The following is a 19,087-nucleotide window of genomic DNA, read 5'->3' on the forward strand; positions in this document are numbered from 1 at the left end:
CAACACGGGATCTTTGACAAGTCGCGGAATGACGAGGGGGTAACATCATATTGAATATGGATTACAGTGGATTCAGATTCAGATTCCAATTACTTTCCACTTTATCTAAAGTTAATACAAATCACTAGATATTAAATGAAACCAAATAAAAATTTGCGTCCTTTGCGCCTTTGCGGTTAAAATATTTCCGGTTCCAGCTAATCAAACAATTTACCTTCATAAAAATCCAGTTGTTCAGGAATTACCGGGATCAGCCCCTGTGGCGCCATCTGGAATATACGATCTGCAAGTTTTATTGTTTCAGGTCTGTGCGCTACTATTATACGGCTCATCTTCAATTCTTTAACAGCAGCGTTCACCAGTTTTTCATTATCAACATCAAGATGGCTGGTAGCTTCATCAAGAAACATAAGTAAAGGCTTTTTATATATTGCCCTTGCAAGCAATATCCGCTGAACCTGACCACCAGACAGCGCTACCCCAAGATTTCCTACCAGTGTATTATACTGCATCGGCATTGCCATTATTTCTTTATGGATTGCAGCAAGATCAGCTGCCCTTTCAATAGCCTCCTGATCAGGTGTTGAATCAAAGAAGCATATATTATCGGATATGGAACCTGTTAACAGGCGGTCATCCTGCATAACCACACTGACTTTACTCCTGAAATGCTGAAACCCGATCTTTTTTATATCCATCCCATACATCATAATTTCACCATGGGATGGTTGGTAAAGGCTCGATAATAGCTTTAATAATGTGGATTTCCCGCATCCGGATGGGCCTATAATGGCGACTGTCTCTTCATTTTCAAGTGTAAAATTTACATTGCTGAAAACGAACGGGTGATCTTCAGAGTACCTGAATGCCAGATCCTTAACCTCAATAATTGGTTTGGATGACACATTTATGGAAGGGACTCCTGAACCCTCCATTTTCTGTTCCACATCTGTATAAACAATATCAGCAAGCCTTGTTAAGTGGACATCCAGCAGGCGGTATTGAATGGCTGTATCCAAAAGGCTTAAGGCCCTCCCCATAAATGATCCGCCCCATGATGTAAAGGCCATGAGCATACCAATGGATAATTCAGTATCAAGAACAGCCTTTGCGCCAATATATAGTATAAGTACTGATCTCAGGCTCGAGGCAAATCCATTAACAACCCCTATCCATATGCCAAATTTCTGAACCCTGAGTCCAGTATTTATGACATCCACAAAATAATTCTGCCATACGGAGAGCCTGTCTGTCTCTTTACCGAACAGCTTGATGCCCTGCATGGCTGTGATATTTTCCATAAAATTTGTATTTTCTTTAGCGGCTGCAACTAACTGCTCTTCTGTCCTGTTCCTGATCCATCGGTATGTGGAGAGACGAATAATTGCATAGAATATAACTGCCACAAAAATAATGATTGAAAGAATCCTGCTGTAAATAAGCATCATTACCATGGTTATTATGACCATAAGCCCGTCAAGGATTACTGCAATGATGCTCGATGTTAAAAAATTCTGTATATTTCTATTTGAACCAAAACGTGAAACAATATCACCTATATGACGTTTTACAAAATATTCCAGAGGCAGTTTTAAAATATGACGATAAATATTAACAGCCCACTGGAAACCCAGCTTGGTTGTAAAATGCATAACAACATAAGAGCGAAGGACGCCTGTAACTGTCTGGATTAATACGAGTAAAAAGTAGCCGATGATAAGTATTTTTAATAATTCTATGTCCCTTGATACAAGAACATCATCTATTACCAGTTGTGTGAAATATGGAGAGGTGACTCCGAATAGCTCCAGCAGCAAAGATAAAATTAAAACCTGAATTATACCTCTTTTAAGTCCTGATGCCCTTGTCCATAACTGACTTATCTTTAATTTTTTTACTTCATCTTCTTCCTTAAAATCCTTTGTGGGGGTCAACTCAAGGGCTACCCCGGTAAAGTGTTTTCCGAGTTCCTTGAGTGTTATATCCCTGATCCCTACAGCAGGGTCATGAATAATTACTTTATTTTTTGATATTTTCTTAAGTACTACAAAATGATTCATGTCCCAGTGTAATATGGCTGGCATTTTGAGTTTTGCTATTTCATCAATCTCAACCCTTACTGCCCTGGAAGACATATTCATCTTTTCTGCTATTTTAATTACATCTTTTAATGTAACACCATGTTGCGAAACAGAGTACTTGTTTCTTAAGGTGATGATATCGATCTTATGCCCGAAATAGCCTGACATCATGGCAAGGCAGGCAAGTGCGCACTCAGAATGCTCAGTCTGTATTATGGTCGGTAAAGATCGTCCGGACTTGAAGATAATTCCATCCATTTAGATTTTTCCTCTCAGGCTGTAGAGCGGTTCAAGAAGCCATTCAAATAATGTACGTTCATCAAGGGTCACATCAGCAGAGAGCATCATACCAGGTTTTAGCGGTAACTCTTTCCCATATGCTAAAATTTGCTGTTTTTCCAGTTCTGCCACAACTTTATATACAGGCTCTTTAAATGATAACCCTGATGCCAATTCACCGGGCATAATAACACTTTTTGCTATCTGGTTTATTTTACCGGAATAGGTTCCGAACTTTTGATAAGGGAATGCTTCATAACTGATATTTACCTGCTGACCCATTTCCATAAAACCGATCGATCGTGTTGGAAGAAACAGATTGGCCTGAAGCTGTGATCCCTCCGGTATTATGGAAAACATGGGCACATTCGGGTTCATCCTTTGGCCCACATTTGCTACAACAGATGTAATTCTACCTGCAACTGGCGCTGTAAATATCAGTTGTCTTTGCCCTTCAACCTGGGCCAATTGTTTTGCAATTTCTGATGTCTGGCTCTCAATGTTTGAAATCTCACGAGCACTGTTGACCTTTAGAGCCTTAATATGGAGCGGGATATTTTCAAGGTTTGCTATTGCCTCTTCCAGCCTCATTGCAAGCGATTGTGCCTGTTGTTTCTGGTCAAGATATTTTCTGTAAAAGGTTTCAACATCTGAGGATGAAATATAATCTTCGGAGAGCATTGTTTTTGTCTTGTCATAATTATTCTGCTCTATTTCCAGTGTCTCATTCTGAATACTTATTACCTCTTTCAGTCGCCCTATTTCGGTTTTCAGTCTTTTTGCCTCTGCTTCCTGTGCTGCAATCTCTGTTTCAACCCGCTCTTGTTCGATTTTTAGTCTTTTCCTGAGAAAATCTTCCTGGAAATTCAATTCCTCCATAATTTTCTGGCCGATGTACTCACCACCATTAGTGCGCTGATCAATCAGGATGCTGAATAATTCAACATTCTCCTTTACATACACACCCTCTGTCACATTCAGTTTAGCAAGTATCCCTGCCTGAGGCGGAAAGACTGTTACCATGCCCTGTTGCGGCACTATGATACCTGAGACCTTTTCTTTTCTGGCATAGTTGTGTCCTACCAGGAAGATAATTGCAATAATGGTTATGAGTACCAGAAAGCCTGATAAAACATAATATGAGACCGGTTGAGTCAGAATTATCTCACCGTATAGCCTTTCTCTCTGGTGATCCACTGCCTGTTTTCTGAATAATGGTAATGTCATTGGTGAAACCTTTTAAAAATTGTTACTGGATACTGGATACTTGATTCTGGATTCTGGATACTAGATACTTGATACTGGATGCTGGTCACTGGATACTGGTCGCTGGATGTTGGATGAAACATACAATTTGGAATAAAAAGTAAATTCAACAAATCAGAATGCAACAATTTCAATGGAATCGAGATAATTGAATCTGTGGGTTATAAAAACCCACCCTGCATTTCTAATCCTTAAAATTTCCTTATGAGGAATAAGCTTTATACCAGAATCCAGTATCCTGTATCCGGTATCATTCTTTAGGCACTATCGGCTCCAGCTCCACCTTTGCTGCACCTAATAATGTCCCTGTCGCATATGCAAGGTCAACAAGCGCAATCTGATATTCGGCTATAGCTACTATCTCCATTATCTGTGCCTCAGCGAGCTTTGTCTGTGCATCAAGAACATCTGTGGATGAGGCAAACCCCAGTTCATACTGCTTTTTTTCTGTTTGATACTGCTGATCTGCAAGGATGGTTGTTTGACTGCTTGCCTGTATTCTCTGCCAGTTGGCCTCAAGTTTATCAACCTGGTTCAGCACCTCATTTTCTATTTCTGCTTCTTTGCTTTCTTTTGTTGCGAGCCTTTGATTACGTTCAAAGACAGCCCTTCTGTAATTGCTTTTTGCGGCCTCATTAAACAAAGGTATTGAAAATTGAAGGCTGAATCTGTGGTCATTATAATCGTTATCCAGCAACATGTCATATAATTCGTGTCTGTCTCCGCCCAGGGCATTGATATTGTATTTGTATTCCATTGTAACAAGAGGGAGCATCTGATTTTTCATATATTCGATACTGCTATTGTCCTGTGCCAGTTGAAGCTCTATTTCGAGAAGCTCCATGCGATTTTTAAGAGCATTTTTTACTATTAGCATATTGTCAAATTTATAATGTATTGGATCAGGGAGAGTTGCAGGGATTACAACAGTCTTTGTTCGCATTCCCAACCCCTTTTTGTTCATCATCCTCTTAAGCGCCCTTTCAGCATCCCTTACATCATTTTCTGCCTTGATAATGGCCTCAAGTTTTTCTGCCATGCTGGCTTCTGTTCTTATAACTTCCACTTTGGATTTTAAACCTAATTCTACAAAACGTTTTGTCTGTTCAAACAGGGCTTTTGACAAATCATATTGCTGTTTACGCACCTCCAGTAATTTCCTGGTTGCGTATAGTTTCCAGTAAGTTATATCAACATTAGCTATTATGCGTATCGCCTGTAGTTTCGTTCTGGTATCAATAATATCACTGTTATATTGGGCCATACGTATTCGATAGGTGTTTGCATTTTTACCAGCATTTCTTAATAACGGCTGACTTATTGATATACTCGGAGCCGAATAATATGATGGATTTAATAATGTCCACACAGATGTTTCCTTTCTGCGTGAATCTACAAAATTAAAACTGAGTGTCCCGCCTGTCCTGAGCGGCATACTAACCCCTATGTTTGCTGTGTACTGGTTTATACCTGTCCCATCAAGAAGTGATGATTGAGGCATATCAGTGTTGTTATACTCAATTTTACCAGAATAAATTGCCTCAAATTTCGCCTCTTCCTGATTCACTCCTTCGTTAGCAATAGAAGGATTAATAAGCTGAACACGAAGATCCAGATTGTTCTCCAATGTAAAGGCACGGCACTCAGCAAGAGAAAGCGTTATATCATCAAGCTCTGACTCAACCGGCACTGCTTCGGTTTCATTTTTCTGTTCCACCTCTTTCAAATCCATCATATCAATTTGACGCACTTTTTTTTCAGGAACAGTCATTATGGCTGGAGCCTCATAAAACTCTTTCGCCTTTTTCATATAGGAACAATTCCCGAGCATGAGCATGTAAATTATCAGGAATGTAAGATGAAGATTTTTTTTTACTGTTAAACTTTTAAGCAATTTAAAGACTCCCTGAAGTTGGAATATTCTGGATACTGGATGCTGGATACTTGATACTTGATGCTGGATAATCCTTAAAACATCCAGAAACCAGAATCCAAGATCCAGCATCTAGACTTCTGGGCAGGCTACCGCCATTTGGGTGAAAACATCTGTTTTTACCCATTCGATACTGTTAAAGCATAAATCCTTGATTTATTTGGTAAGGAAATTAACTTAGCAATTCTTCCTTACCGGTCAGCAAAAAGACAACGCTGAAAGAGGCACCATGGTTCTTGCCTGCTCCTGTAAAAAATCGAGCAGGATCAATGCTCTTTCATTTCCGTGAAGTGCTTGAAAAACACCTGTCTGTTCTATATTCTCCAGCAACGATACCTTGACTCTGTCACCTGTTTTATATTTTTCAGTCTCATCAAGTATTATTAAGCCCGATTCATCCTCACGTGACCGTAATTCCACGATAATCCAATCAGGGACAGGAGGATAATATTCACCAAATCTAACGGGTCTTATAGCGCCCCTTGTACTTGAAATGCTTTGCCACTGACATTCATTGGACGCCAGATGAATGAATAAATATCCCGGGAAAAAGGCCTTTTTAGTTAAACCAACACGCCTTGCATGTCTGCGGATCACCTTGATCTGCGGGAAATAAACCTTATATCCCTGATTCTCTAAATTAACTTTCGCAATCTGTTCTTTCATTGAATGTGTCTGGACAGTAAACCACTGCCGATGATCAGATGCGTTTTTGCTTTTTGTTTCAATATCCAATGTCATAATTGTTCTATATTATAAAATTTAAAAACCAAATCATCTTTACCTTTTACCGTGAGCCCGGCAGCGTAATTATTGGCCGGAGTAAACCGGTGTGTTGTCCAGCAATCTTCTTTCAAATTATTTTTATTATCTATTACAGATACAATGGATTCTATTTGAGAAAATTTAACCTCAATATTTCCAAGGCCTCTTATACCTTCACCTGTTGCCTTAAGATATGCCTCTTTTAATGTCCAAAGAGTATAAAAGGCTTGTTCTCTTATATCCGGTGATAATGAAAGTATTGTTTCATACTCATCTGATGCAAAATAGCGTTTAGCAATTGACAGCATATCAGGCGCAGGACGCAGATATTCTACATCAATACCAATTGAACGATTTAACGTTATTGCACACAGTGCATACTGATTTGAATGGGACATGTTAAAACAGAGGCTCTCGCTATTTAACCCTGAAGATAAAGATGGTTTACCTGAAGAGCTATAGGCAAATTGAATTTCCGAAGGTTCTGACCCAATATATTTTGAAAGGATTTTCCTTAATGACCCGCGGCTTGCCTTGTAACGTTGTCTGTCAACACATGAATAGTATCTGTTGGCCTTTGACAGTTCATCAAAACAAAGCGTTTGCTCAAATGAATTAACCTGACTAATTGGCAGGTCAAGCGGAATACGCCAGACATGAACCTCATTGCAACGAATGTATATATCTGAAGCGGGAGGACTCCATAAACATTCTACTTCAGGCCATGTTGCATAAGGAGAAGATAAAAAATCATTTTCTTTCAGAGTCTGGCAAAGCATAACACTAAACTATATAACCTTTCTACCAATATGAAATTCAATGTCTTTCAGTCTAAAAGCAATATATACAGCATCTTAGGCAGCATGATATTTGATTATCAGAATGCCCTTCAGGTGGATGCATTTTTGAAAAATAAGCCATGACATAGCAAAGCATGCTACCATCGTAATGCAAAAAAAAGACTTAATTTTTATGTGAAACTAAATAAAACAGGTAAAGATGTAAAACTGATCAGGAGCTAGAATAGACTGTCGAAGTAAAACCCCCCTCCCAAGGAATTATGTAAAACATTATCGACAATTATCTGCCTGTTTAAAGCATGATTATGTGAATATCTGATTCGGCATATTTCTGTCAAGAAATTTTTCTCAAAAAATACATTTTCTCTTTTAAAAATATTTTATCTCTTTATCCCGGCTTGCATCTAATTTAATATTTTCAATGCTTCCTCAATGTCCGGATCACGCCCGGAACGCAGCGTGGCAAGATCCGGTTCAGGTACTATTATATCCGGGGCAACTCCCCGTCGTAATATGTCCTGGTGCCAATAATAATATCATCCTGAAAAAATCTTTTAAGGGCTGATTTCATTAAAAATTCCATCCCCCCATTATTATAACGCAGATCAAGTATGACTCCTGGCGGGCTATCTTCAACAAGGATTCTGGATTTGAGTGGATTTAAAAGCCTGAATGAATTAAAATTTTTAATGAGCAGGTATAAATACCCTTCAGGGAGTGTGTGGGATAATACAGGCTCATAATGGATGTCCTTGTCATTAATAGTCCACCTTAAAAGTGTTTTATCCTCCTTTTCAGGAGAAAGGGTGATTAAATGCTCCTTTTCATCCTGATCAATAAACATATAAGACTCGGGCTTACCGACATCCAGTATGGGCGCACGGAAGGTGGGAGCATTTGTGGCAGTATCTAATTTTCCATCAACAGGGGATTCTCCTTTTATCTTATCCAAAATCCACCCCCTCTGCACCCCGGCCTTTTCTGCAAGGCTCTCGGGAAATACTTGCGTTACAACTGCCCTGCCTCCATAGACCTGCCAGATAAAACCGGCAGATATGGGCTCTTGATAATCCTTATACATATCCTCAAAACGCCCGGTCATGCTTGCCCTGAGATGTGAACCTCCCAGTTCACCAAGCATTTTATTGATCGTTATTTTATCCTTAAAAAAGCAAAATGACAGCAAACTGCAACAACAAATTATACCGGTAAAATCACATCAGATTGTTAACATTTTGGAAAAATATTGATCGGAAAGGATTGCCTGCTATTTGCCCGCTTCCTTTGAATGGAAATTCAAGTTGCCATTCTCGATCAAGGTTTTAAAACAAAGAGAAGACCATGTGATTTATATTTTAATTTAGGGCAGGATGTCAAAAAAAATATCTATTGACTAAAAAATGAAGTATTGAAAAAGCGGTTAAAGAGCGGCGGGAGAGTAAATATAAATCAGCAGAATAAACCGTGATGTATAATTTTATCATCAGCCAAATATCTTATAATGCTGGTTTTGCATCCCGCATGCTTTTGGGGTGGAAACCAGCATGTGGTATATGAATACAAATAAAAAGACTTTTCATTAAAAATAGTGTAAACAGGTGGTGTCTAATCGTATTTTTCAAATATTAAATTCAAAAACAGGAGGGTTTATCATGGGATTTATCCAGGAATTCAAGACTTTTGCAATGCGCGGTAATGTAGTTGACATGGCTGTCGGTATAATCATTGGCGGGGCCTTCGGGAAGATTGTCTCATCATTTGTTGCAGATGTAATTATGCCGCCCATAGGAGTCCTTCTTGGTGGTGTGGATTTTTCAGATCTGGCAATAACCATTAAACAGGCATCCGAGGGTGTTGCGGCTGTTACGCTTAACTATGGCAAGTTCATACAGTCAGTGGTGGATTTTGTGATAATAGCCTTTGCTATTTTTATGATGATAAAGGCAATGAATGCATTCAAGAAAAAACAGGAAGAGGCGCCTGCTGCGCCACCTGCCCCACCCGCAGAGGTGGTGCTTTTAACAGAAATCAGGGATGCACTGGTTAAGAAGTAATTCGTTTTCATCCAGAAATAGACCATTTCTGGATGAAGCTTTCAGCTATCAGCATTCAGCTATCAGCTTTTAAATGAATACTGGGTCATCGGTGTAATGTGAATACACCACTCATTTATTGAGAGAAAATATGAATACTCTAATAAAAAACATAACCAGAAGGGATTTTGTTATTGGTGCTGCTGCCACTGCGGTTGGTTGCGCATGCCTTAAACTTGATTGCCTTACAGCGCATGCAATGGAATCCAAACAGGATGCAGAACAAAAAAATGAAATCCTTGTAGCCCCGTGCGGGCTATATTGCGGCGCATGCCCCATGTACATTGCAACCCAGTCAAAAGATAAGGGAAAGCTTGATGCCCTGGTTAAACAGTTTTCAACAGGGCCTATGAAGCTTGAGAAGGAGGATATCCTCTGTGATGGCTGCATAGGAAATGGCAGGGTCGCCTCCTTTTGCCGTGATTGTGCAATGAGAAAATGCGCTTTAGATAAAGAGGGTGTTACCCGCTGCTCAGACTGCAAAGATGAGCCATGTGAAAAAGTAACAAAATTCAACAATGATGGCATGCCTCATCATGGAGAGGTATTATCAAACCTCAGCCAGATCAAGAAAATGGGGATTGAGAAATGGGCAAAACATGAAAAGGAGCGCTGGTCGTGCCCCAAATGCGGTTTACAAATGGCCTGGTATGACAGTAAATGTTCAGGATGCGGCGCACCCAGATCAGATAAGCTCTTCACCCTGCGCCCATTTCCAAAACAACCGTGACATTCTTTTTCAGATATGCCATTTTCTAACCCTTCAGGAAACTTGCATTTCAGAAACTCTGTCAGACATCCCGGTGCAGGCGAACAGGCCTGCACCAAAACCCGCCACCTCCCCATTGAAAGGATCAACTAAACATGACCGTTTCCCCCTCCAGATCAAACGCCATTAACCCCTGGTGGATTGCCATTGTATGCGGAATGGCATCCTATATAGACGCATGCGCAATAATCGGTTCAGGCATTGCACTTGTCATATACCAGCATTCCATCGGCATAACAGAAAATCAGATCGGCACCCTTTCAGCTGCCCTGATCGCCTGCATAGCAATCGGGGCACTGCTTGGAGGAAGGCTTGGAGACAGGTATGGCCGCCGCTCTGTCTTTATTGCCACCATGTTCATGATTGTTGTGGGCTCTGCAATGCTGACACTTATGACATCATTTTCATGGCTTTTTACCGGGACGATTATTGTGGGGCTTGGGGCAGGCGCTGATCTGCCGGTATCCCTCGCATCCATTGCTGAAACTGCCACAAATGAAAACCGTGGAAAACTTGTTGGCTTCAGCCAGGTCATGTGGATTCTAGGGTTTTTGGGTGCGCTTGCCTGCGCCTCTCTGGTCGGCGACTTGGGTTATATCGGTGGTCAGATCATGTTCGGACAGTTGGGTATTCTTTCTCTTATCACCCTGTTTCTTCGCTTTGGAATCCCTGAATCGGATAAGTGGCGCATGGCCTATAAGGGACATATTGAAGGATCAAAAACTATCCAGGCAAAAAAGGCATCCTTCTTCGATCTCATGAAACCGCCATTTCTGAAACCATTCATCGCCTTGATTATCTTTTATTCAGCCACAAACCTTGTAGCCAATACAAACGGCCAGTTTGGCACCTATATGTGGGTTAATGTTATAGGGCAGGGGGTGGAATTTGCCTCAAGAATCAATGTTGCAAGCCTTCTTATCAGTTTTATATGGGCCTACTGGTTTATGCGCATATCAGATACACCCAAACGATTTAAATATTTTGAGATAGGCGCAATTGCAATTGTACTCATGTGCCTTGTGCTTGCACTCTTTGGGTTTTCCATATTAACCGCCATTATAAGCGGGCTGCTGGGTGGTGTGGGCCTTGGTTTCTCATTTGAGGCCATCATGAAGGTCTGGACTCAGGAGTCTTTCCCTACACTTTTACGCACAACGGCCCAGGGCGCCATCATTACAATCGCCAGGGTTGCCGCAGCAATTTTGGCCAAATACACCCCGCTGATGATGGATTCAGACCCGAAAGGCCTCTTCTATCTCCTGGCAGTGCTCAGCTTTATCGGGCTGATGGTTGCATGGTTTGCATTCAGGGAGGGTGGAGTAAATGAGTTTGATATTGAGGGGCAGACAGAGCAAATTTAAACAGACTTAAAGGCCAGTGCCCCTGTCGGGCATGCCATTACCGCTTCCCTCGCTGTCTTTGAGATGCCTTCCGTTAGCGATTTATCAAATGGGACAGCCACCTTCACATCAAAGCCCCTCCCGATAAAGGCAAGGCCAAGTCTTTCACCATGCATTTCTGTGATCTTCACGCATATGCCGCAGCTTATGCATTTACCAGGTTCATAGATTATATTATTATGCCCGTTTATAATTTCAAAGGGGCGTCGTTTCCCGGTGTACCTCCCATCCTTTGCCCCAAATTCATCAGCAAATGTGCGCAGCCTGCACTCCATCTTTTTGCGGCAGTCACAGTGCAGGCAGAAAAGGGATTCATGAGATGCCTGCCCTTTATCCATTTCATCAAGGGGCTTAATATCATGGGGATTGTTTGTGCCTGTGGAATCTGTAAAGCGTGCAAGTTCTTCCTGATCAACCTTTCCCATCCTGCAGTTAAACGGCCTCTTGCTTCCAGTAACAGCCTCTCCTTTGAGAAATTGCAGAATGCCCTCTGCCGCCTTTCTGCCATCAGCCAAAGAGCGCACAGCGAGTTTTAAACCTTTGCGGATATCTCCGCCTGCAAAAATACCTGGTATTTCAGTTTCAAGTGTATCCCTGTTGACCTTAAGCCCACCCTGGACAGGTTTAATATTAAGCCATTCAATGTCATTATGAAGAATATTTCCAATACCCACAAAAACCGCATCAAAGGAACTTTTAAGTTCATCAAGCGTAAGATCCCTTCCTATACGAACCCCCTGTCTGAATTCAACACCCAGTCTCCTGATCTGCTCTATCTCTGCATCAAGGACTCTCCCCGGCAGCATCTCTTCAGGCACCTCATAGCGCAGCATCCCGCCCGGCATTTCACGTTCATCAAAAACCGTGCAGGAGACACCATTTCTCTGAAGATGATATGCTGCACTTAAGCCAGCAGGGCCACTGCCTACTATTGCCACCTTTTTATTCACATCAGCCATTACCGCAGGTTTATACGGCACATTTTCTGCCAGGTCCAGTTCAGCCGCGCAACGTTTTACAAGCCGTATGGATATAGCTTCATCAACCTGTCCCCTGCGGCAGACCTTCTCGCACGGGGCAGGACAAATATAGCCTGTGACTGCGGGAAGGGCAATATCCGCCTTTATTGTCGCAATAGCATCTTTATAACGCCCTGCTGCCATGTGACGGAGCATTTCAGGGATATCCATCCCCGCCGGACATGCCACCTCGCATGGCCCCATGCAGTCACCCGCATGGTCGCTTAAAAGCAGTTCAAGTGCGCTTTTTCGTGCTGCCGCTATTTCAGGGTCATCGTTTGTGACAATCATCCCCTCTTCAGCAATTGTTGCACATGAGGGGACAAGGTTTTTTTTACCCTCCACTTTTACCACACAGATCATGCAGCTTGTAAGGGGTGATATCTCCTTTAAATAGCATAGTGTTGGTATCCTGATGCCAATAGATTCGGCAGCCTCAAGGATTGTTGAGCCTTTGGATACTTGAACTGGTCTTTTATCTATGGTTAAGTTTATCATTCCACCTCTACCGCCTTTTCCGGGCATACATCTTTACATGTGCCGCACCGTATGCAGATATCACTATTGATCTCATGCCTTTCATACGGCTTAAAGGTGATTGCACTCACCGGGCAGCGCTGGGCGCATATGGTGCAGCCGATACAATCCTCTGTAACCCTGTATTTTATAAGCGCCTTGCATTTACCCGCAGGGCACCTCCCCTTTACATGCGCCTCATACTCTTCACGAAAGTATTTTAATGTGGAGAGCACCGGGTTTGGGGCGGTCCCGCCAAGGGCGCAAAGGCTCCCCTCTTTAATCTGATGGGCAAGCTCCTCAAGCTGATCAATATCTATTTGCCTGCCTTTACCGCTGCAAAGCCTCTCCAGTATCTCAAGCATGCGGCGGGTCCCCACCCTGCAGAAGGTGCATTTACCGCATGACTGGTTCTGTGTAAATTGCAGAAAATATTTAGCAATATCCACCATGCAGTCAGTCTCATCCATAACCACCAGCCCGCCTGACCCCATGATGGCGCCTGCCCTTCCAAGTGATTCATAATCAACAGGGATATCTGAAAGGCTGGCAGGTATGCACCCTCCGCTGGGCCCGCCTATCTGGATGGCCTTGAATTTAAGTCCCCCTGCTATGCCGCCCCCAATCTCCTCCACTACCTGCCTGAGCGTAACACCCATAGGCACCTCAATAAGCCCGCCCCTTGCAATCTTCCCTGCAAGGGCAAAGACCTTTGTGCCTTTGCTCTTTTCCGTGCCCATTGCGGCAAATGCTGCCCCGCCATGCCGTAAAATCCAGGGCACCATTGCATAGGTCTCCACATTGTTAATCAGGGTCGGCTTTCCCCATAAACCCTGCTGAGCCGGGTATGGCGGCCTGAGACGCGGCATGCCCCTCTGCCCCATGATGCTCGCAAGAAGGGCGGTCTCTTCACCGCATACAAATGCCCCTGCCCCAGCAACGATAGTAAGATCAAGAGAATGGCCTGTGCCAAGAATATTTTCACCCAAAAAACCGCGTGCATGGCACATCTTTATTGCCTCTGTCATGCGCTCTATGGCAAGAGGGTATTCTGCCCTTATATAGAGATAACCCTTGTGAGCGCCCGCTACAGAGGCGGCAATGATCATCCCTTCAACCACCCTGAAGGGGTATGACTCCATGAGCATCCTGTCCATGAATGCCCCGGGGTCGCCCTCATCCCCGTTCAGGACAATATATCTATCCTTTTCACCCTGGCTGCGCACTACCTTCCACTTTAAAAAAGTGGGGTATCCTGCGCCGCCCCTGCCCCTCAGACCGCTTGACTCTATCTCGGAGATCACCTGATCAGGACTGAGTTCATTAATAGCCCGGTGCAGTGCATTAAACCCTCCTGAACTGATATACTCATCAATATTTACAGGGCTTACGCTGCCGCAGTGCTCAGTAGCAATATTTTTCTGGCGGCCCAGAAAGTCCGCGACATGCCTTTCACGTTTATCAATGGCATATCTCTCAATTGAGACAGGGTCGCCGCCATTGAGCAGGGTATCTAAACCCCTTGATATCGCAGGGATGATCCGTTTTGTAATACTGGCCGGCCTGAAATGCCTTAAGAGTATATCCCTTGCCTCTTCAGGTTTTACACCTGTATAGAGATAGCGGCCCCCGTTTGACATGATTATCTCCATGAGCGGCGTCTCATAGCACATGCCGACGCACCCCACATGTTTGATATTAGCAGGAATACCGGTTTCCTTAATCACCTTTTCTATGGCCGTTTTAAGATGCCCGCTCCCCCTCGCCTGGCAGCATGATCCAAGACCTACCCTTATTTCGCCCTTTACAGGGCCGCCTGATTGATCCCGCCTCTGTTCCTTTTCTACCCTTTTTCTGGCCCCTGCATGGGATAGATAGTTTGACAGGGTGCTCCCCACCTTTTCAGGTGTGAGGTGGCCGTATATCAGATCACCTATCTGAACAACAGGCGCAAGGGTGCAGCAGCCCAGGCATGCAACAGGCTCTATTGTAAACCTGCCTTCAGGGTCAGTATCGCTGTTGTCAGGGATATGTAGATATCTTTTAAATGCATCATATACACCCTGTGCCCCCTTTACATGGCAGGCGGTCCCTATGCAGACCCTTATTATATGTTCACCTGCAGGTGTAAAGCGGAACTGGTCATAAAAGCTGGCAAAGCCCGTGATGGCAGCAGGGGTTATTTCTGTCTTTTCACAGACAAGCGCCATTGCCTCCTGAGGAAGATAACCGTACTCCTTCTGCATGGCCTGCAGCACAGGCAATACCCTGTCAGGGGTTCTTCCAACAGATTCTATAATGGCATCAATTTTTGTCAGATCAGGGTTTTTCATATCCGATACAGTATAAATGTTCCTCTCCTCTTATATATATGCGGCCCGGCATAAAGGCCGGTGTTGCATAACACCTTTCGCCTACAGGGTTACTCGCCTCAACATTGAACCCGTTTTCCCCAGCCCTGCCTATGAACATTGTCCCATCTATGGTGAGAACATACATCCTCTCCTCCACTAAGGTTGGAGAGGCATTTATGTTTTCATTAAAATCATGTTCATAAATAAGCTTGCCATCTTCAAGACTGACATTATAGAGTGTGCCATAGGTGTCCAGATAAAAGACGCTGCTTCCATCCGATACCGGGGAGATAATTGTCGGCCCCACATCATCATTTGTCCATGCAATATGGGTTTGCGAAACATCGCCTGATCCATCTATCTTTATGGCCACATTATGCAGGTCAGGGGCTATTGCTATTGCCAGATTACCGGCAACTATCGGGGAGGCACCCACATCACCCTTTACAGATCTTGCGCGCCATATCTCCTTTCCATCCTCCGGGTTATAGGAGATCACCCAGGGGTCTGCAACGGTTATGAGCTGAAAGGTCTCACCTTTTTTAATTACAATAGGGGTTGTCCAGCTGTTGGGCACATCTCTTTTTGACTCCCATACCATGCTGCCTGTTGCACCGTCAAATGCGTAGAGCTTTGATTTGCCGTCATTAGCCCCTGCCTGGTCATACTGCACCAGCACACGATCCTTATATACCTCAAGGCTTGAGGCATACCCGTAAAGGCTTACAGGTATGCCAAGGTTTTTATGCCACACAAGGCGGCCCTTAAAATCAAAGGCAGCCAGATCACCTGTGGCAAAAATAGCATAAACACGTTTGCCGTCTGTTGCCATAGTGGATGCTGCAAAACCTGTATCCTCCATAACATCAATCTTTCTGTCCCCGGCAGGCGCACCAGGCACATCACCTGTCCATAAAATGGCGCCGGTCAGGGCATCAAAGCAGTAAACCTGGCGTTTTTTCTCATCAGCCCCTGATACAAATACACGATCCTGCCAAACAATGGGTGAGTTGAAACCGGGCAGAGGTATCTCTGTTTTCCACATAATACCCTCGCCGGTCGAGATGTCCCACCTTTCAGGTATACTGGTAAAAGGGGCCAGCCCTGCACCCTCAAGCCCCCTGAAACGGTGCCAATTCAGGGCAAGCTCTTCATATGAGGCATAGGAGGGTTGACCTTTTGCCCCTGCCCTGAGCGCGCTTATATACCCTGAAGGGGTATACTGGTTTAACAGCATGGCAAGGCCTGTGATGAGAGATGCAAGCACAATAAGGGATACCCGGCCCTTTGTCAGGCCAAGCCTTTTAAATGGCTCCATATTGTCTGTGCATGGTTCAGGGTTGATCTTCATAAGATGTGCCTGCCACTTTCTAGCGCCAATTGTAACAGCTGCGCTTATCAGAAGCATCAGACTGCCCAGTCCTGAAAAATCAAGCCTCCTCAGCCGGTCTGCCCGATAGTCACGGTCAACTTCCCTTATCCTCTCTATCAACTGCTCATTTTCAGGATCAGCAAGCAGCTCTATCTTGAGTTCTGTAATCAAGGTGGCACTCCCGGTATTCTGCACATATTGCCGGTACCCGTTATAAATCAGCAGCACAAGAAACAGCGCTGTAAATATGGCGCCTGCAACGATGATGGCCCTGACCATATTCTGCAATCCGGCTGAAACCTTTTTTTCAGGGGTATTATTCATCATCTGCTGCAACACCCCCGCTCTCCTGAATCTTTACAAGACGATATTCCTGCTCCTTGGGGCAGTATCTGTAACATCTGCCGCAGGATACGCAGCCTGCCCTGTCTGCCTCATAATCCTTCTGCCTGGGTCTGAGGCTCAGCATTATAAGCTTGCCGCCCAGTATCAGCCCCAGAAAGCCACCCAGAAACCACCCCCCCTTTTCAAACCTCTCCCTTACCAATGCGGCCCTCTCATAAAGGGATGGTATGCTCTCCCCTGATGACCTGAAAAACTCGCTTGCATCGGTTGTCAAGGTATCAGGCATGTTTTCCTCAACCCAGACCTGTTCAGCAAGGGAAACGGTTGCATGGGTGCGTGCAGCAAGTGGGGCAATGGCGTTACCAATCCATGAGCCTGCGATGGCAATTACAGGGAGCAGCACAAGAAGGAGCGCAAGCCTTTTTTTATCGGCTGCATGAGTTGTCTGGGGCCATTCCTGTACAGGCTGCCTTATGGCGCCGTATGGGCAGGCATCCTCGCAGAGCCTGCATTGATTGCAGTCAGTGGGGGTTATCCTGACACGCCATTTTGAAAACCTTGACAACTGGCGCAGGATCACCCCGTATGGGCAGAGAAACCGGCAGTATGGCCTGCCAATAAAGAAACCTGTGACTAACAGTATCCCCCCGATTATCACCATATCAAGGTTGGCGTTCTGGCGGAAGATCGCCACATAGGGGTCATATTTGCATATGACAAATGCGCTGCCGTTAACCGCAAGCAGGATGGCTATGGCCAGATAAATGTAGGCAAGATATCTCAAGGTGTGCTCAAGCCATGATGGCACCTTTACCGGTTTTATCAGGGTTAAGTCCTGCACAGCCCCGAGGGGGCAGACACCCGCACAAAAGCCCCTGCCGAAGAGCAGCGTTGCGATAAGCGGCATAATAAAGAAAAATATGGTGATCATGGGTATTGCATGGTCAGCCCTGAATATGAGCAGAGAGATATCCTGTATGCTCCCTATGGGGCAGACACACCCCTTTCTGTAAAACCCGAAGTAAACAAGGGAGAATATCATGAGGCAAAAGATCATGGTTCTGCTTCTCTTTTTGAGGGCAAACCACGAGGCAAGGCAAAGTGTAATTACAAGCACAGATGCATCAATAACAGGCCATACCCCTGCACGGGGGGGCGGGGCAGTCATTCCTGGCTTTACATAATCACCCTCAAACTGGGGAGGGGGAAATCTTTCTATTGTAAAGGAATCTATTGCCATGCCTGATATTACAAGGAGGGCAAGCAGCAGGCTGATGGTTCTTATCCTCAAATCGTACCCCCCTTGAACATATAGGGGTTATCAGCAGGCACCCTTATGAATGCATCGGATGGGCACTCAAGGGCTATGGCGCACTGGTTGCAGTTTACGCAACGGTCATGTCGCACCTGCATATGAAGGGAGCCGTTACCAAAACCATTGCAGGTCTTTACACACTTTGCGCACCCGGTACATAATCCTTCATCAATGGTGTACTCATAGTAGGGGTCTTCAATAAACTTTCTTTTTATTGCACCCATCGGACAAAGCTGGTTTTCAGCTCCCTCATTTATTGCATGGGGCTGGGGCTCAAAAAAACCAAAACATATCTTGCAGTAACCGCACACCGCATAGGAGTGCACGCACTTTACAGCAGACTCCTCCAGTACACAGGCGGTCTCGCATTTGCCGCAGGTTGTGCATTTTAATGGGTCTATCTGCCAGGCAAATGTCTGATTCCTGCCGCGGTAAAGGCCAATGCCTATTACACCCCCAATGGCAAGAAGGGAAAATCCGCGCAGGGCATCCCGCAAAAATTCACGCCGGGATTTTGTTTTTTCGTTATTATTTTCCATAACCAACCTCTAAAACATCTGTCTAGTGCCCAAATGAATTTGCAATTTATAGGTGAACGCTAATTATCGATGTATTCGTTATTTTTATAACATCTAATTGCGTCCGTCATTCCCGCGAAGGCGCATTGGCGTCAAGCTAAGCGACAAATATGGTTTAAATGTTTGTAATAGTTGATTCTTCCTTTTCGTTCTTCATAGCAACAATGGCGTAGTATTACATGTTCAAGTAATAGTTCAG

Annotated in this window: 14 protein-coding genes; 3 read left to right on the top strand and 11 right to left on the bottom strand. The window is 44.2% G+C overall.

The window, feature by feature from the left end; all coding sequences use genetic code 11:
• Window positions 1-197: 197 nt before the first annotated feature.
• From GX654_22445 to GX654_22470, 6 genes are all read right to left on the bottom strand, one after another.
• Window positions 198-2,339: a peptidase domain-containing ABC transporter gene (locus GX654_22445; protein ID NLD39623.1), complete on the bottom strand. Its 2,142-nt coding sequence runs from the start codon at window positions 2,337-2,339 to the stop codon at window positions 198-200.
• Entirely contained in the window at window positions 2,340-3,587 is a 1,248-nt protein-coding gene (locus GX654_22450) for an HlyD family efflux transporter periplasmic adaptor subunit (GenBank protein NLD39624.1), read from the bottom strand.
• Window positions 3,588-3,876: 289 nt separating this feature from the next.
• Window positions 3,877-5,520 (bottom strand): TolC family protein, encoded by a 1,644-nt coding sequence (locus GX654_22455; protein NLD39625.1) that lies wholly within the window; start codon window positions 5,518-5,520, stop codon window positions 3,877-3,879.
• Between the two features lie 237 nt (window positions 5,521-5,757).
• Window positions 5,758-6,225, bottom strand: coding sequence for a transcriptional activator RfaH (locus GX654_22460; GenBank protein ID NLD39626.1), 468 nt, complete (start codon window positions 6,223-6,225; stop codon window positions 5,758-5,760).
• 71 nt (window positions 6,226-6,296) lie between these two features.
• The gene (locus GX654_22465; GenBank protein ID NLD39627.1) at window positions 6,297-7,103 is read right to left on the bottom strand and encodes a 4'-phosphopantetheinyl transferase superfamily protein; all 807 of its coding nucleotides are present in this window, start codon (window positions 7,101-7,103) and stop codon (window positions 6,297-6,299) included.
• 505 nt (window positions 7,104-7,608) lie between these two features.
• Complete coding sequence (locus GX654_22470; GenBank protein ID NLD39628.1) at window positions 7,609-8,265, bottom strand: hypothetical protein; 657 nt, start codon at window positions 8,263-8,265, stop codon at window positions 7,609-7,611.
• A gap of 511 nt (window positions 8,266-8,776) precedes the next feature.
• On the opposite strand from GX654_22470, the gene mscL reads away from it, so the two are divergent.
• From mscL to GX654_22485, 3 genes are all read left to right on the top strand, one after another.
• Entirely contained in the window at window positions 8,777-9,178 is a 402-nt protein-coding gene (gene mscL, locus GX654_22475; protein NLD39629.1) for a large-conductance mechanosensitive channel protein MscL, read from the top strand.
• 130 nt (window positions 9,179-9,308) lie between these two features.
• Window positions 9,309-9,947 carry a DUF3795 domain-containing protein gene (locus tag GX654_22480; protein ID NLD39630.1) on the top strand — a complete coding sequence of 213 codons (639 nt, stop codon included), beginning with the start codon at window positions 9,309-9,311 and terminating at the stop codon, window positions 9,945-9,947.
• A gap of 134 nt (window positions 9,948-10,081) precedes the next feature.
• A complete protein-coding gene (locus GX654_22485) occupies window positions 10,082-11,350 on the top strand; it encodes an MFS transporter (protein NLD39631.1) in 1,269 nt (422 codons plus the stop codon).
• Here the strand turns inward: GX654_22485 and GX654_22490 are convergent.
• The 5 genes from GX654_22490 to GX654_22510 are packed head-to-tail and all read right to left on the bottom strand — an operon-like array spanning window position 11,347 to window position 18,849.
• Window positions 11,347-12,906: an FAD-dependent oxidoreductase gene (locus tag GX654_22490; protein ID NLD39632.1), complete on the bottom strand. Its 1,560-nt coding sequence runs from the start codon at window positions 12,904-12,906 to the stop codon at window positions 11,347-11,349. The genes GX654_22485 and GX654_22490 overlap by 4 nt on opposite strands.
• Window positions 12,903-15,257: a 4Fe-4S binding protein gene (locus GX654_22495; GenBank protein NLD39633.1), complete on the bottom strand. Its 2,355-nt coding sequence runs from the start codon at window positions 15,255-15,257 to the stop codon at window positions 12,903-12,905. Before GX654_22495 ends, GX654_22490 begins: the two co-directional genes overlap by 4 nt.
• Window positions 15,244-16,989 carry a PQQ-binding-like beta-propeller repeat protein gene (locus tag GX654_22500; protein ID NLD39634.1) on the bottom strand — a complete coding sequence of 582 codons (1,746 nt, stop codon included), beginning with the start codon at window positions 16,987-16,989 and terminating at the stop codon, window positions 15,244-15,246. Before GX654_22500 ends, GX654_22495 begins: the two co-directional genes overlap by 14 nt.
• Window positions 16,967-18,286, bottom strand: a complete 1,320-nt coding sequence (locus tag GX654_22505) for a 4Fe-4S binding protein (GenBank protein ID NLD39635.1) — start codon at window positions 18,284-18,286, stop codon at window positions 16,967-16,969. Before GX654_22505 ends, GX654_22500 begins: the two co-directional genes overlap by 23 nt.
• Window positions 18,283-18,849 carry a ferredoxin gene (locus GX654_22510; GenBank protein NLD39636.1) on the bottom strand — a complete coding sequence of 189 codons (567 nt, stop codon included), beginning with the start codon at window positions 18,847-18,849 and terminating at the stop codon, window positions 18,283-18,285. The genes GX654_22505 and GX654_22510 overlap by 4 nt, the downstream gene beginning before the upstream one ends.
• Between the last annotated feature and the right edge of the window lie 238 nt (window positions 18,850-19,087).

This window comes from Desulfatiglans sp. (genome assembly GCA_012513605.1).
Lineage (GTDB): Bacteria > Desulfobacterota > DSM-4660 > Desulfatiglandales > HGW-15 > JAAZBV01.

Bases quoted from the DNA above. Each gene is read 5' to 3' on its own strand.
- GX654_22460 (NLD39626.1), bottom strand. From the start codon at position 6,225: ATGAAAGAACAGATTGCGAAAGTTAATTTAGAGAATCAGGGATATAAG.
- mscL (NLD39629.1), top strand. From the start codon at position 8,777: ATGGGATTTATCCAGGAATTCAAGACTTTTGCAATGCGCGGTAATGTA.
- GX654_22495 (NLD39633.1), bottom strand. From the start codon at position 15,257: ATGAAAAACCCTGATCTGACAAAAATTGATGCCATTATAGAATCTGTT.
- GX654_22470 (NLD39628.1), bottom strand. From the start codon at position 8,265: ATGCTTGGTGAACTGGGAGGTTCACATCTCAGGGCAAGCATGACCGGG.
- GX654_22485 (NLD39631.1), top strand. From the start codon at position 10,082: ATGACCGTTTCCCCCTCCAGATCAAACGCCATTAACCCCTGGTGGATT.
- GX654_22465 (NLD39627.1), bottom strand. From the start codon at position 7,103: ATGCTTTGCCAGACTCTGAAAGAAAATGATTTTTTATCTTCTCCTTAT.
- GX654_22445 (NLD39623.1), bottom strand. From the start codon at position 2,339: ATGGATGGAATTATCTTCAAGTCCGGACGATCTTTACCGACCATAATA.
- GX654_22480 (NLD39630.1), top strand. From the start codon at position 9,309: ATGAATACTCTAATAAAAAACATAACCAGAAGGGATTTTGTTATTGGT.
- GX654_22490 (NLD39632.1), bottom strand. From the start codon at position 12,906: ATGATAAACTTAACCATAGATAAAAGACCAGTTCAAGTATCCAAAGGC.
- GX654_22510 (NLD39636.1), bottom strand. From the start codon at position 18,849: ATGGAAAATAATAACGAAAAAACAAAATCCCGGCGTGAATTTTTGCGG.
- GX654_22450 (NLD39624.1), bottom strand. From the start codon at position 3,587: ATGACATTACCATTATTCAGAAAACAGGCAGTGGATCACCAGAGAGAA.